The organism is Pseudomonas sp. R11-23-07 (genome assembly GCF_003852295.1).
Classification (GTDB): Bacteria; Pseudomonadota; Gammaproteobacteria; order Pseudomonadales; family Pseudomonadaceae; genus Aquipseudomonas.
The window spans coordinates 1,810,433-1,823,738 of the sequence record NZ_CP027761.1 but is presented as its reverse complement, the minus strand read 5'-3'; the positions used below and the strand labels follow the sequence as shown (position 1 = coordinate 1,823,738).

Here is a 13,306-nt window from a genome sequence, read left to right as displayed (position 1 = left end):
GTATGAAGCACTGGAACGAATTAGATGGAAGCATATTTTTTAGTAAACTTTTCAGCTCTCCAGTTGAAATTGGAAAAATAGCTCTGTTTTCTATAACTATAGAAAATGATCAACCATCAATAGACATGGGTTTTGACATACCTGAATTCCCAGACGACCTGCCAGAAAAATGGAGAAATAAAGGATATAACATGTGTAGAGTTGGCCTAACTTGCAATGACATTGACAACCTGAAAATCTTAAATATTCCTGCCCATGAGGTATTTACTGCACGCATCAAAAGAGCCAGCAATCATTTTACATTTGAAGCCATCAGCGACAGCGCCTCCATAACATTCAACGCAAAATTTATTTCACTTAAAGGCCCTAGTGTTTACATCAACGGACCGGACGACTACTACTTCAAATAACCCAACATAACCATCCCAAATTGAAAACAATCTCAAATCGCGGCACCCCGTTGAGTCACCTGAAAAGTTATTTTACATAAAGGTGGCTCTATGGACTCCATAGCCAACCCTAATTCGCCGCCCTATCCTCTCCCACCTAAACTCCCTCCAAGTTGTTTAAACGGACAGAGGATTCACCACCATGGGCAAACGTCACCCCAATCTCCCCGCCTGGCAATGGCGTAATTACCCACAAAACCATCAGCACCCGACCAATCTGGCTTTGCACCTGATTGCCGTTCCGCTGTTCATCATCGGCTTTCTGTTGATCGTTTCCGGTGTGTTCAGCCTGAGCCTGGTGAGTTTTGCCGTAGGCGTGATCGGCATTTTGGCGGGCCTGGCGCTGCAGCGTCATGGCCACAGCCTGGAAGCCCAGGCGAGCGAGCCGTTCAGTGATCGTAACGACGCGGTGCAGCGCCTGGTGGTCGAGCAGTTCGTGACGTTTCCGCGCTTTGTGCTCAGCGGCGGCTGGTGGCGGGCGTGGCGCCAGCGTCACCGGCATTGAGGGTCAGGCGAAGACCACCACGGTCTGGCGACTGAGGGCGATCAACTCGCCGGTCGGGCTCCAGAGCGCGGCGGCGGCATGGCCGTAGCCGTCCCGGGCGTGTTCGATGTTGACGTGGTATTGGCACCAGTCGAGGGTGGTCAAGTGCTGCAGGGGCTGGATGAATTCGATGGTCCAGGTCAGGGTGCTGCCCGGCGCCGGTTTCTTCAAATGCGGAAGTAACGCCGGCGGCCAGGCGTCGACCAGTGCGAGGATGTGCGCCTCGGTCAGGGGCTCTTCTTTCACGTCCCCACACAACCGTACCCAACCGCCCATGTCGCGGGATTTATTGCCGGTAAACGGCAGGCCGCCGACGCTCCAGCGCATTGCCAGATGCCGCATGAATTCAGGGGTGACGCCCTTGATATAGGGCAGCTCCTGGCATTCATCCCAATGTTTGAACACGGGTGGCGGCTCGCTCGCGACGTCAATTTCCGAGGTGCGGGGCGCACCGAAACTGGCCTGGACCAAGGTCGCCACTTCACCGTTCTGGACCACACGGCCCAGCAATTGGCTGACAGCCTTGCCTTCGCGCAGCACTTCAACCTGATAGCTAGCGGGTACATCCGGCGCGACCGGGCCAACGAAAGTGATCGCCAGGGAGCGCAGCGGCCGCTCCGCCGGCACCTGGGCGCGCAACGCTTCGTATTGCAACGCGGCGACCAGGCCACCAAAGGTGGCGCGGCCTTGGGCCCATTCGGCAGGAATGGTGACATCCTGTGGGTTTTGACGGGCAGCGTCGAGCAAATCACTAAAGCGCATGGCGACCTCACATCAAGAAAATCGATGAGGGAATCTTAACCACCAAGCCCGCCAGATACAGCACCTATTCCGGCCAAAAACCGGACCGGTTCAGAAACAATCGGCGCTGAGCTTATCCAGAACCCGGTCCGCCTGCCGCTCGGCCTTGGCCATGGTTTGACGCCAGGTGGCGACGAAGGGCTCAAGATCGGCCTGATGCTCGGCCAGCATCAACCACTGCCAGCAGTCGTGCCAGTCACCCAGGGCGCCCTGGGCTTTTTTCAGACCGGACAGGGCCTTGGCGGGCAATTTATCCAGCTCGGGATACGCCTCGGCAGCGTAGCGCACGCGCTTGATCAGCAAGCGTAAACGGTGGCGATCATGCTCGGGGTCTTTCAGCGCGTGGTCGAGTGCGTTCCATTGCTTGGTCAGGCGTTTCCGGATGCGCGAGCGCAGGCCCTTGAGCAATTTCTGCCGTTGGGAAGCGCGGATAAACCGTGGAAACGCATCGAGGATCTGCAGCAGGTGCGCCAGCTGCAGGCTCTGCGCCACTTGGCGATAAGCCTCAGGCTGCAGGCGCAGACGCCGCTCAGCCGCCTCATGGTGACCCAGCTGTTGCAAGTACGCAGCCAGCACCTCACGGTCACGCAACGGTGTGGTCAACTGGCCGACCGCGCGGGCGGCCGATTCAAGCTGTTCGACACCCGGTAACCCGCGCAAGGGGCGCAACAGGCTGCGCAAGCGGCGCACGGTAGTGCGCAGATCATGCAAGGCTTCATCATCGGTGACGGCGGCAAGACGCGCCTGACAGCTCAGTAACCCTACTTCCAGGCCAATGACCTGAGCGACCAACTGATTGACCAGCGCTGACATCCTGCCCTCCCTGTGTGATGAAACAGCCTACTCGCGGCTAGCGAATCAACGCCCGGCGCGTGACTCACGGATATAGAAGCGCGCTTTCTCGGCCTTGTTGGAGCACCCTTCGAACGCTTCGAATTGCTGTTGGGTCTTGGCCCCGGTCAACAACGACAAAGCCTTGGAGTAGCTGACGGTGCCCGCGAAGCCCTCGGCCTTGGCCAGGTCCAGTTCTTTCCAGGCGGCATCCAACTGCGACCCGCAGCTGTCGCGATACGCGGTTTTCCCGGCACAGCCAGCCAAGGCCAACAGGATCACGGGAACACACATCCAGGCTTTCATCGATGACACCTCAAAATATACAAAATCTGTCGTAGCCTGTAGACGTTGCCTACAGGGAAAAGTGCCTTGTCCTTAGCCTGAAATCAGTAGTACCCATTGCCAGAGCATACCCGAGCCTAGACGCGATTCTGGAAAAATATTGCCAAGGCTTACCGAGGATTGTAGCGGCCCCCTTGATGGGTGCATTGTGGGCACCTGTTTCACGAAGGATCTGGTCATGAAGAAACGTGTTGCCTTAGTGCTGGGCTCCGGCGGAGCCAGGGGCTACGCCCATATCGGGGTGATCGAAGAGATCGAACGGCGCGGCTATGACATCGCCTGTATTGCCGGCTGCTCGATGGGTGCCGTGGTCGGCGGGATCTATGCCGCCGGCAAGCTGGACGAGTACCGAAACTGGATCGAAAGCCTCGATTACCTCGACGTGTTGCGCCTGGTGGATGTGAGTTTTCGCCTGGGCGCGATTCGCGGTGAAAAGGTGTTCGGGCAGATCCGCAAGATCGTCGGCGAAATCAATATCGAAGAGCTGCGCATCCCCTACACCGCCGTGGCTACCGACCTCACCAACCAGCAGGAAATCTGGTTCCAGGAAGGCTGCCTGCACCAGGCCATGCGCGCCTCGGCCGCGATCCCCAGCCTGTTCACGCCGGTGATGCAGGGCAACCGCATGCTGGTGGATGGCGGCTTACTCAACCCGTTGCCCATCGTGCCGGTGGTGTCGAGCCATTGCGACTTGATCATCGCGGTCAACCTCAACGCCACCAACCAGAAACATTATCACTTGCCGGTGATCCAGCGCCCGCCGGCATTCAAGAGCCGCTTTAACAGCCTGGCAAAATCATTGGGTTCGCACCTGCCGTTTCGACGCAAACAGGCCGAGCAGTTGATGAAGCTCGAGCAGGAAGCGTTGCAGGCCCAGGCCGCCGAGATCAACCCATGGCTGGAGTCGGCCGAGCCCGAATCCCAGCAACCCGCCGCCGCGCCGGAAAAACCCGGCACGCCGAAGTCGGCCACAGGCTCGTTCATTATCGATAACGTCGGGCCTGCATCGCTGCTGGACCTGATCAACCAGAGTTTCGAGGTGATGCAGACGTCATTGGCACAGTACAAAATCGCCGGCTACCCACCGGATGTGCTGATCAACGTGCCCAAGCGGGTGTGCCGTTTTTTCGAGTTCTACAAGGCGCCGGAGTTGATCGCGTTGGGGCGGGAAATTGCCAGTGATACGTTGGATCGGTATGAGAGTGAGCAGTCTTGAGATTGTAGGCGCTGCTGGTGGCCTCATCGCGGCATAGGTATCTACATAACTTTGTAGCAGCCTAAGTAACCACGATGCGAAGCGAGCCGCTCTTGATCTTGCTCTTGATCTAGGCGCCCCGTTAAACCACGCTGGCCGGAATTCGACAGTGATTTGGGGGGTAAACCGGCAGGGATGCCGGTTTAGCCGCCCCGCGCCATGGATGGCGCGTGGCGGCGGCCCCCCAAATCACTGTCGGATTACGGGCACACCGAGCCTAGGCGAGGTGCCGAGTGGTGGGGCAAGAGCGTTTTGCTTACTTTTGCGCTTTTCAAAAGTGAGACGCCGTAAGGGCGGAACCCTAAGCCGCCGTTACCGCAGCAACGGATATGTACTCGCCCTGATCCAGCATCCTGGTCGGCTGTCAGGCCGCCATCGGGGGCAAGCCCCCTCCCACATTTAGGTCGCGGGGCATCAGTTAGAGAGGCTTCGGCTCTTGAGCCGTCACAGGTTCAGGGCCGTGCCAAAGTTGTGTAGATACCAATGCCCATCGCGGGCAAGCCCACTCCCACAATTAGACTGAGTTCAACATGAGCATGCGGTCGAATGTGGGAGTGGGCTTGCCCGCGATGACGCTAGTTGAGGCAGCGAAACTCTATCCACCCTAAGTATTCAGCAATCGATACCCCACCCCCGCCTCAGTCACGATAAACCTCGGCTGCGTCGGGTCATCCGCCAGCTTCTGCCGCAAATGCCCCACCACAATGCGCAGATAGTGGCTGTCTTCGGTGTGGGTCGGCCCCCAGATATCCTTGAGCAATTGTTGCTGGGTAATCACCCGCCCTGGATGCCGCGCCAGTTGCGCCAGCACCGCGTATTCCTTGCGGGTCAACGCCACCTCGGCACCGTCCAGCAGAACGCGGCGGTAGGCCAGGTCTACCGTCAGCGGGCCGAAACTAAGGGCGGCTTCCTGAGACTCGCCCGTCGGTGCCTGGCGCAACAGCGCACGCACACGGGCGAGAAATTCCTGGATGCCGAAAGGCTTGGTTACGTAGTCATTGGCGCCGCCGTCGAGGGCATCGACCTTTTGGCTCTCGCTGGCCCGTACCGACAGCACCAGCACCGGCACCGTCGACCACTCGCGAAACTCGCGCAGCACTTGCTGGCCGTCCATGTCGGGCAAGCCCAGGTCCAGCACCAGCAGATCCGGCTTGCTCAATGCCGCTTGGGCCAGGCCTTCGTTGCCGGTGCCGGCCTCGATCACCTTATAGCCCTGGGAGGCCAGGCTGATGCGCAGGAATTTGCGGATCTGCGGTTCGTCATCAATGACTAGAATCGTCGCGGTCTGGCTCATGGTGTCCAATTAAAATCCATTAAAAACAAACCATTGTAGAAACGAACCTGTTGTGGCGAGGGAGCTTGCTCCCGCTGGAGTGCGAAGCGCTCCCAAACTAGTCAGGCGGGTGATGCGTCGCGACCGAATGGTTTTGGGGCTGCTGCGCAGCCCAGCGGGAGCAAGCTCCCTCGCCACAGTAGGCATACGTTTTCAAAGGTCAGTGTCCAAGCCCGGCTGAGATTGTAGCGGCAGAAACAGGGTGATGCAGGTGCCGCGCCCCTCAATGCCATCCGCCACGCTGATATGCCCCCCATGTGCGCCGACCATGCCCTGGCAGATCGCCAGGCCAAGGCCGGTGCCCTGCCCGCCCCGATCACCACGGGCAGCGGTGTAGAACATGTCGAAGATCTTCGCACGTTCATCCTCGGGAATCCCCGGCCCTTCATCGGCCACGGCGAAAAACAACTGGTTGTCCGCGACACCGGCGCTCAACTGCAAACGGCCCTGGGGCGGCGAAAAACGTGCGGCGTTCTCCATTACATTGACCAACGCCTGCTCGATCAACGCAGCGTGCACGTAGAGCAACGGCAGCTCCGGCGGCACATGGGTACTCACTTGCAACGGTGCCAGCACCGCGCGCAAACGCCCGAGGGCGCTGCCGACGATATCGCCGGGCGAGACCCAATCGCGCGCCAGCTTCAGCGCGCCGTGGCCCAAGCGAGTCATGTCCAACAGGTTCTGGATATAGCGGTCGAGGCGCTCGGCTTCATCGCGGGTGCCTTCGAGCAATTCGCGACGATCCTCCAAAGGGATCGCTTCGCCCAGCGCCAGCAGGCTGTCGATACTGCCGCGCATGGAGGTCAACGGTGTGCGCAAATCGTGGGATACGGAAGCGAGCAAGGCGCTGCGCAGTTGTTCGGTTTCGCCGTGCAAACGCGCCGACTCCAACTCCTGTCCCAACTGCGCCCGCGCCAGCGCCTGGGCCAGCGGCTGGCTCAAGGCGGTGAGCAGGCGGCGGCGTTGCCCGCTCAACTCCAAGCCCGGCTTGGCACTGACACCGAGCAAACCCAAGGGCCCCTCTTCGCCCGACAACGGCCACCACCACCAACGTCCAAACGGCAAGGTGCCGGTGCCCACACCCGCCGGCTGATCGTGCTGCCAGGCCCAATCGGCGGCAGCGCGTTCGGCTTCGGTAAGGGTCAACGGGCCACCGGTCTCGATTGTCCAGCCGCCCTCGCCGTCGCGATTGACCAGGCATACATCCAAATCATTCCAACCTTGCAGGTGGTGAGCCGCCGCACTGATAACGGCCTGGCGATCCGTGGCTGCAGTGAGCTTGCGCGACAGGTCGAGCAGCTCGCTGGTTTCTTCTTGGGTATCGCGCAACGCCTGCAACTGGCGACGCTGGCGCGCAGCCAGGTTGCCGGTGAGCGCTGCCATCAACAGGAAGAACAACAGGGTCAGCACATCCTCTTCACGCTGGATGGCAAAGGAGAAATTCGGCGGAATAAACAGAAAGTCATAGGTCATGAACGACAACGCCGCGCACACCAGCGAAGGCCCCAGACTGCTGCGCACCGCCACCAGCAGCACCGCCGCAAGAAACACCAGTGAGATATTCGGCAACGGCAACACGCTGGACACGCCCCAGGCCAAGCCGGCCGCAACCACGGTTGCCACCACGGCCAAGGCGTAGTCGAACCAGCGCAGTCCACGCGCATCCGGCAAGCGCGGCGGAGCAGGCATATCGTCGCTGTCGAGCACGTTGATTTCCAGGCCCCGCGCATTGCGCAACAAGCGTGCGGCGAGGCCGCCGCCGAACAGCCGTCGCCGCCAGCGCATGCGCGACTGCCCGACCAGTACCAGGCTGGCGCGGCGCTCGGCGGCATGCTGGATCAACGTCCTGGCCACCTCCCCCGCCCGCAGCAACACCACCTCGCCGCCCAGACGCTCCGCCAGTTGCTGGGCATTTTGCAGGCGCAGCCGTGACTGTTCATCCCGCGCGTGGCCGTTGTCGATATGCACCAGGCTCCAGGGTAAATGCCGCCGCTGCGCGACCCGGCTGGCATGGCGCACCAGGCGTTCGGCCTGTGCGTCGCCATCGACCCCCACCAGCAAACGACCACGCACCGCCGGCGCAGCTTGGCCGAGTTGGCGATACCCTTGGGCCAGGTCGTCGTCGACGTGGGCGGCCGCGGTCTGCATGGCCAGTTCGCGCAGGGCCATCAAGTTGGTCTGGGTGAAAAACGCATCGATGGCCGCCCGCGCCTGTTCCGGCACATACACCTTGCCGTCACGCAGGCGCTCCAGCAATTCGCGGGACGGCAAGTCGATCAGCAGCAACTCGTCGGCCTCTTGCAGCACCCAGTCCGGCAGGGTTTCACGCACCTGCACACCGGTAATGCCCCGCACCTGGTCATTGAGGCTTTCCAGGTGCTGGACGTTGACGGTGGTGAATACGTTAATGCCGGCAGCGAGCAATTCCTGAATGTCCTGCCAGCGCTTTTCATGCCGGCTGCCGGGGGCGTTGCTATGGGCCAGTTCGTCGACCAGCACCAGCTTGGGCTTGGCCGCAAGCAGGCCGTCGAGGTCCATTTCTTCGAGCATCACGCCACGGTATTCACTGCGCAACAGCGGTTGTTGCAGCAGGCCGCTGAGCAAGGATTCCGTCTCGGCGCGGCCGTGGGTCTCGACCACCCCGGCAATCAACGGGACGCCCTGGCGCAGTTGAGCATGGGCCGCCTGGAGCATGGCGTAGGTCTTGCCCACGCCGGGCGCGGCGCCGAGGAAAACCTTGAGCCGGCCACGGCCGTTGCGGGGTAGATCGGCTAACAAGGCATCGGCGCGGCCGGAGTCGCTCATGCAAGGGTTTCCTTAGGTGTTCAGGTAATCAGGCTCAATGACGATCAACTGTGGGAGGGGGCAAGTCCTAATGTCAGTCAGTTAAGCAAAAGTGGTTCCCTGTAGGAGCGAGCTTGCTCGCGAAGAACTCAAGGCCCTCTCGTTCATCCAGAATGAACGCGTTGTCTGGGCGTTTTTCGCGAGCAAGCTCGCTCCTACAGTGAAGCCGCTTAACTGACTGGCATTAGGGAAAGCCCTCTCCCACAGGGGTTCAGAGTTTTTCCAGGGCCATGTTCAGTGCCAGTACGTTGACTACCGGCGGCCCCACCAACGGGCTTTCGGTGTGTTCATCCAACATCCGCTGCAAGGTCGACACCGGCACATTCCGTGCTGCCGCCACTCGCGCCAGTTGATAGGCAATTGCCGCGGGTGGCAAGTGTGGATCAAGTCCGCTGCCGGAGGTCGTCAGCGAGGCCAACGGTACGGGCCCCTGGCCGGGCACCTGTTGTTTATTCGCGTCATCGAAGATGCGCGTGGCCAGCGCGGGATTGCTCGGGCCAAGGTTGCTGGCACTGCTGGAGACCGTCGCGAACGCCCCGGCCGAGGGGCGCGGATGGAACCAGCCGTCACCGCTGAATTCCTGGGCGATCAGGCTGGAACCGCGCACCTTGCCGCCGGCATCGCGCACCAGGCTGCCATTGGCCTGATCCGGGAAGGCAACCTGAGCGACGCCAGTCACCACCAGCGGATAAGCCACGCCGGTGATCAGGGTCATGAGTACCAGCAGGCTCAGGGCCGGGCGGATTGTATTAGTCATCGTCAAATCCTCAATAAATCGGCCACAAAAGACCGCAGGGTTACACCAGGTGCAGCGCCGTCAGCAGCATGTCGATCGCCTTGATGCCCACAAACGGCACCAGCAGCCCACCCAGGCCGTAGATCAGCAGGTTGCGTCGCAACAAGGCCGCCGCACTCGCCGCCTGCACGCGCACACCGCGCAGGGCCAGCGGGATCAGCACCACGATGATCAGCGCGTTGAACACAATTGCCGACAGAATTGCGCTCTGCGGGCTCTGCAGGTGCATGACGTTGAGCACGCCCAATTGCGGGTAGATCGAGGCGAACAGCGCCGGCAGGATCGCGAAGTACTTGGCCACGTCGTTGGCGATGGAAAAGGTGGTCAGCGCGCCCCGGGTCACCAGCAACTCCTTGCCGATCTGCACCACGTCCAGCAGCTTGGTCGGATCACTGTCGAGGTCGACCATGTTCGCGGCTTCGCGTGCGGCCTGGGTGCCATCGTTCATCGCCATGCCGACGTCGGCCTGGGCCAGCGCTGGCGCGTCGTTGGCACCGTCGCCGCACATGGCGACCAGACGGCCGTCGTTCTGCTCATGGCGAATACGGGCGAGTTTTTTCTCAGGCGTGGCTTCAGCCAGCACGTCATCCACGCCGGCTTCAGCGGCAATCGCGGCGGCCGTCAACGGGTTGTCGCCGGTGACCATCACGGTACGAATCCCCAGCTTGCGCAGCTCGGCGAAACGCTCACGGATGCCAGGCTTGACCACGTCTTTCAGATGGATCGCACCAAGCAATTTGCCATCGGCGCACACCAGCAACGGCGTGCCGCCGCTTTGGGCGATCTTGTCGATTTCCCGCGACAGTGCAGGTAAAAGGTCGCTGCGCTGCTGGCCGATAAACGCCAGCAGCGAATCCACCGCGCCCTTGCGGAATACGCGGCCCTGATAGTCGACACCGGACAAACGGGTTTCGGCGCTGAAGGGGACCGCAGTCAGTTCGTCCGGCGTCGGCTCTGCCTGGGGGTGCAAGGCGCGCAGGTATTCGACGATGGACTTGCCTTCGGCGGTGTCATCCGCCAGGGAGGCGAACAGTGCACCTTCCGCCACTTCCCGACCACTGACACCGGGCGCCGCAACCACTGCCGAGCAACGACGGTTACCGAAAGTGATGGTGCCGGTCTTGTCCAGCAGCAACACATGCACGTCCCCTGCCGCTTCCACCGCGCGGCCAGACTTGGCGATCACGTTGAGCCGCACAAGGCGGTCCATGCCCGCGATACCGATGGCCGACAACAAGCCGCCAATGGTTGTAGGAATCAGCGTCACCAGCAGTGCGACCAGGAACACCAAGGGCAGGCTGCCATTGGCGAAGTGAGCGAACGGCTGCAGGGTCACCACCACCAGCAGGAAGATCAGGGTGAGGCCGATCAGCAGGATATCCAGCGCGACTTCGTTGGGCGTTTTCTGGCGTTTGGCGCCTTCCACCAAGGCGATCATGCGGTCCAGGGTGGACTCACCGGGGTTGGCGGTGATGCGGATCAGCAGCCAGTCCGACACCAGGCGGGTGTTGCCGGTGACGGCCGAGCGGTCGCCGCCGGATTCGCGGATCACCGGAGCGGATTCGCCGGTAATCGCCGCTTCGTTGACGGCAGCGATACCTTCGATCACCTCACCGTCGCCAGGAATCATTTCACCTGCGGCGACGCGCACCACATCACCTTTGCGCAGGCTGGTGGCCGGTACCACCTTGAAACTACCGTCGGACTCCTTGCGACGAGCGCTCAAGCCTTCACTGCCGGCCTTGAGGCTGTCGGCGCGGGCCTTGCCACGGCCTTCGGCCAAGGCTTCTGCGAAATTGGCGAACAACACGGTGAACCACAGCCACACCGCGATTTGCACGGCCACGAAGGTCGGCACGGCGGCGTCGGGCACAAAGCACAGCACGGTGGTGAGGATGGCGGTCAGCTCGACCACCAACATTACCGGCGAGCGTTGCAGTTGGCGTGGGTCCAGCTTGACGAACGCCTGGACCAGCGCCCCGCGCCACAGGGCCGAGATCGCGGTGTTGGCAGGTTCCTGGGGTTTGACCGGGGCCGCATTTTTTACAGGCATATTCATTTTCATATCCCTTGGTTAGAAGCCCATGCTCAGGTGTTCAGCAATAGGGCCCAGCGCCAGCGTCGGCAGGAAAGTCAGGCCGCCCACCAGCAAAATGGTCACGGTCAACAAGGTCACGAACAACGGGCCGTGGGTCGGGAAACTGTTCTGACCAATCGGTGCGGTCTTCTTCATCGCCAGGCTACCGGCCAGGGCCAGTACCGGGAGGATGTAGCCGAAACGGCCGATCAACATGCCCAGGCCAAGCATCAGGTTGTGAAACACGGTGTTGCCGCTGAACCCACCAAACGCCGAGCCGTTGTTGGCACTGGCCGAGGTGTAGGCGTAGAGCAACTGGCTGAAGCCGTGGGGGCCAGGGTTGCTGATGGCGCCGGCCGGGCCTGGCAGGCTGGCGGCAATGGCACCCAGTACGAGCACACCCACCGGCATCACCAGCAGGGTCACCACCAGCAGTTGCACTTCCTTGGCCTGGAGTTTCTTGCCCAGGTATTCCGGGGTGCGGCCTATCATCAGGCCGGCGAGGAACACCGCAATCAACACGTTGAGCAACATGCCGTACATACCGGCACCGACCCCGCCGAAGATCACTTCGCCGACCATCATGTTGACCAGTGCCACCATCCCGCTCAGGGGGCTGAGGCTGTCCTGCATGCCATTGACCGAGCCGTTGGACGCTGCGGTGGTGGTCACCGACCAGAGCACCGTGCCGGTGGTGCCGAACCGTGTTTCCTTGCCTTCCAGCGGCGCGGTTTGCTCAACGGCCGGGTTGTTCAAGGTTGGGTTGGGCTGGTATTCGGCCCACAGTGAAGTCGCGCCGCCGATCAGGAACAAGGCCAGCATGCAGGCGAGAATGGCGCGGCTCTGACGCAGGTCTTTGACGTAATGGCCGAAGGTAAACACCAAGGCCACCGGGATCAGAATGATCGAGGCCACTTCGAAGAGGTTGGCCCAGGCTGTCGGGTCTTCGAACGGATGCGCCGAGTTCACTCCAAAGAAACCGCCGCCATTGGTGCCCAATTGCTTGATCGCAATCTGGCTGGCCGCCGGGCCGAGGGGGATGACCTGATCCACGCCTTGCATCGTCACGGCATCAACGTAATGGGCGAAGGTCTGTGGTACGCCCTGCCATACCAGAAACAACGCCAGCACCAGGCATAACGGCAGCAAGCCGTAGAGGGTGGCGCGGGTCATGTCGACCCAGAAGTTACCCAAGGTCTTGGAGGATTTGCGACCGATCCCACGGCAAAGCGCGACCAGGACTGCCAGGCCGGTGGCGGCACTGACGAAGTTCTGCACAGTGAGGCCGACCATCTGGCTGAGGTAGCTCAGGGACGCTTCACCGCTGTAGTTCTGCCAGTTGGTGTTGGTCATGAAACTGACCGCGGTGTTGAAGGCCAGCGTCCATTCCTGGCCCGGCAATTTCTGCGGGTTGAGTGGGAGATAGTTCTGAAACAACAGGATTGCGAACAGCAGCAAAAAGCCCGCGAGATTGAACGCGAGCAAGGCCAGCATGTATTTCTGCCAGCTTTGCTCCTGTTGATCGTCCACACCCGAAAGGCGATAACAGGCTTTCTCCACAGGCCCCAGCACCGGCGTCAGCCACGTGCGCTGGCCTTCCATCACCTTGTAATAGAACCGCCCCAGAAACGGTGCCGGCACCAGTACCACGGCGAAGAAGGCGATGATCAGCCAATAGTCATAACTGTGCATAGCCTGCTCCTAGTTCCGATCCGCGCGTAACAGCGCAACCAGCAGATAAATGAACAGCGCCACAGCCAACAGCAGTGACACCCCGTCCAGAACGCTCATGGAAGTTTCTCCGTTTAACGGCGAGTGCCGCGTGTGGGGCAATTGTCCGCAGGAGCGGTGTAAAGGAACGAGAGCGAGGCGGGGCGTGGGGCGTAAAGATGGCGTAAAGAGTGGCTTTATGCGGGGTTTACACGGGGATTTCGGCGCCTGGGCGGGTGCTGTCGAGTTGTCATGCCGAGCGCCGATCAACCTGTGGGAGGGGGCTTGCTCCCGATGGCGCCAATCAAGACCCCCTCGCAC

Annotated in this window: 12 protein-coding genes; 3 read left to right on the top strand and 9 right to left on the bottom strand. The window is 61.1% G+C overall.

Going from position 1 to position 13,306, the window contains the following annotated elements; all coding sequences use genetic code 11:
- Positions 1-2 precede the first annotated feature (2 nt).
- On the top strand, positions 3-410 hold the full coding sequence (locus tag C4J84_RS08315; protein ID WP_124370106.1) for an Imm50 family immunity protein: 408 nt from the start codon (positions 3-5) through the stop codon (positions 408-410).
- Between the two features lie 181 nt (positions 411-591).
- On the top strand, positions 592-954 hold the full coding sequence (locus C4J84_RS08310; RefSeq protein WP_124361884.1) for an Mpo1-like protein: 363 nt from the start codon (positions 592-594) through the stop codon (positions 952-954).
- A gap of 3 nt (positions 955-957) precedes the next feature.
- Here C4J84_RS08310 and C4J84_RS08305 read toward each other — a convergent pair whose 3' ends face one another.
- The 3 genes from C4J84_RS08305 to C4J84_RS08295 form a co-directional block, all read right to left on the bottom strand.
- Positions 958-1,755: an acyl-CoA thioesterase II gene (locus C4J84_RS08305; RefSeq protein WP_124370105.1), complete on the bottom strand. Its 798-nt coding sequence runs from the start codon at positions 1,753-1,755 to the stop codon at positions 958-960.
- A 90-nt stretch (positions 1,756-1,845) separates the two neighbouring features.
- Positions 1,846-2,607, bottom strand: a complete 762-nt coding sequence (locus C4J84_RS08300) for a CHAD domain-containing protein (protein ID WP_124370104.1) — start codon at positions 2,605-2,607, stop codon at positions 1,846-1,848.
- A 45-nt stretch (positions 2,608-2,652) separates the two neighbouring features.
- Entirely contained in the window at positions 2,653-2,931 is a 279-nt protein-coding gene (locus C4J84_RS08295) for a hypothetical protein (RefSeq protein WP_003238638.1), read from the bottom strand.
- 217 nt (positions 2,932-3,148) lie between these two features.
- Between C4J84_RS08295 and C4J84_RS08290 the strand changes: the two genes are divergently transcribed.
- On the top strand, positions 3,149-4,186 hold the full coding sequence (locus C4J84_RS08290) for a patatin-like phospholipase family protein (RefSeq protein WP_124361881.1): 1,038 nt from the start codon (positions 3,149-3,151) through the stop codon (positions 4,184-4,186).
- Between the two features lie 643 nt (positions 4,187-4,829).
- Here the strand turns inward: C4J84_RS08290 and C4J84_RS08285 are convergent.
- The 6 genes from C4J84_RS08285 to kdpF all read right to left on the bottom strand — a co-directional run bounded on the left by C4J84_RS08285 (position 4,830) and on the right by kdpF (position 13,066).
- On the bottom strand, positions 4,830-5,519 hold the full coding sequence (locus C4J84_RS08285; protein WP_124370103.1) for a response regulator: 690 nt from the start codon (positions 5,517-5,519) through the stop codon (positions 4,830-4,832).
- A 192-nt stretch (positions 5,520-5,711) separates the two neighbouring features.
- Positions 5,712-8,363, bottom strand: coding sequence for a sensor histidine kinase KdpD (locus C4J84_RS08280; protein WP_124370102.1), 2,652 nt, complete (start codon positions 8,361-8,363; stop codon positions 5,712-5,714).
- A 250-nt stretch (positions 8,364-8,613) separates the two neighbouring features.
- Complete coding sequence (kdpC, locus tag C4J84_RS08275) at positions 8,614-9,159, bottom strand: potassium-transporting ATPase subunit KdpC (protein ID WP_124370101.1); 546 nt, start codon at positions 9,157-9,159, stop codon at positions 8,614-8,616.
- Between the two features lie 40 nt (positions 9,160-9,199).
- Positions 9,200-11,263: a potassium-transporting ATPase subunit KdpB gene (gene kdpB, locus C4J84_RS08270; RefSeq protein ID WP_124370100.1), complete on the bottom strand. Its 2,064-nt coding sequence runs from the start codon at positions 11,261-11,263 to the stop codon at positions 9,200-9,202.
- A gap of 9 nt (positions 11,264-11,272) precedes the next feature.
- On the bottom strand, positions 11,273-12,967 hold the full coding sequence (gene kdpA / locus C4J84_RS08265) for a potassium-transporting ATPase subunit KdpA (protein WP_124366348.1): 1,695 nt from the start codon (positions 12,965-12,967) through the stop codon (positions 11,273-11,275).
- A 9-nt stretch (positions 12,968-12,976) separates the two neighbouring features.
- The gene (gene kdpF, locus C4J84_RS08260) at positions 12,977-13,066 is read right to left on the bottom strand and encodes a K(+)-transporting ATPase subunit F (RefSeq protein WP_003218754.1); all 90 of its coding nucleotides are present in this window, start codon (positions 13,064-13,066) and stop codon (positions 12,977-12,979) included.
- Positions 13,067-13,306 lie beyond the last annotated feature (240 nt).

What these genes read in the sequence shown, in the direction of transcription:
- C4J84_RS08300 (WP_124370104.1), bottom strand. Translation starts at nt 2,607, where the DNA reads ATGTCAGCGCTGGTCAATCAGTTGGTCGCTCAGGTCATTGGCCTGGAA.
- C4J84_RS08290 (WP_124361881.1), top strand. Translation starts at nt 3,149, where the DNA reads ATGAAGAAACGTGTTGCCTTAGTGCTGGGCTCCGGCGGAGCCAGGGGC.
- kdpC (WP_124370101.1), bottom strand. Translation starts at nt 9,159, where the DNA reads ATGACTAATACAATCCGCCCGGCCCTGAGCCTGCTGGTACTCATGACC.
- C4J84_RS08285 (WP_124370103.1), bottom strand. Translation starts at nt 5,519, where the DNA reads ATGAGCCAGACCGCGACGATTCTAGTCATTGATGACGAACCGCAGATC.
- C4J84_RS08315 (WP_124370106.1), top strand. Translation starts at nt 3, where the DNA reads ATGAAGCACTGGAACGAATTAGATGGAAGCATATTTTTTAGTAAACTT.
- C4J84_RS08280 (WP_124370102.1), bottom strand. Translation starts at nt 8,363, where the DNA reads ATGAGCGACTCCGGCCGCGCCGATGCCTTGTTAGCCGATCTACCCCGC.
- C4J84_RS08305 (WP_124370105.1), bottom strand. Translation starts at nt 1,755, where the DNA reads ATGCGCTTTAGTGATTTGCTCGACGCTGCCCGTCAAAACCCACAGGAT.
- C4J84_RS08295 (WP_003238638.1), bottom strand. Translation starts at nt 2,931, where the DNA reads ATGAAAGCCTGGATGTGTGTTCCCGTGATCCTGTTGGCCTTGGCTGGC.
- C4J84_RS08310 (WP_124361884.1), top strand. Translation starts at nt 592, where the DNA reads ATGGGCAAACGTCACCCCAATCTCCCCGCCTGGCAATGGCGTAATTAC.
- kdpF (WP_003218754.1), bottom strand. Translation starts at nt 13,066, where the DNA reads ATGAGCGTTCTGGACGGGGTGTCACTGCTGTTGGCTGTGGCGCTGTTC.
- kdpA (WP_124366348.1), bottom strand. Translation starts at nt 12,967, where the DNA reads ATGCACAGTTATGACTATTGGCTGATCATCGCCTTCTTCGCCGTGGTA.
- kdpB (WP_124370100.1), bottom strand. Translation starts at nt 11,263, where the DNA reads ATGAAAATGAATATGCCTGTAAAAAATGCGGCCCCGGTCAAACCCCAG.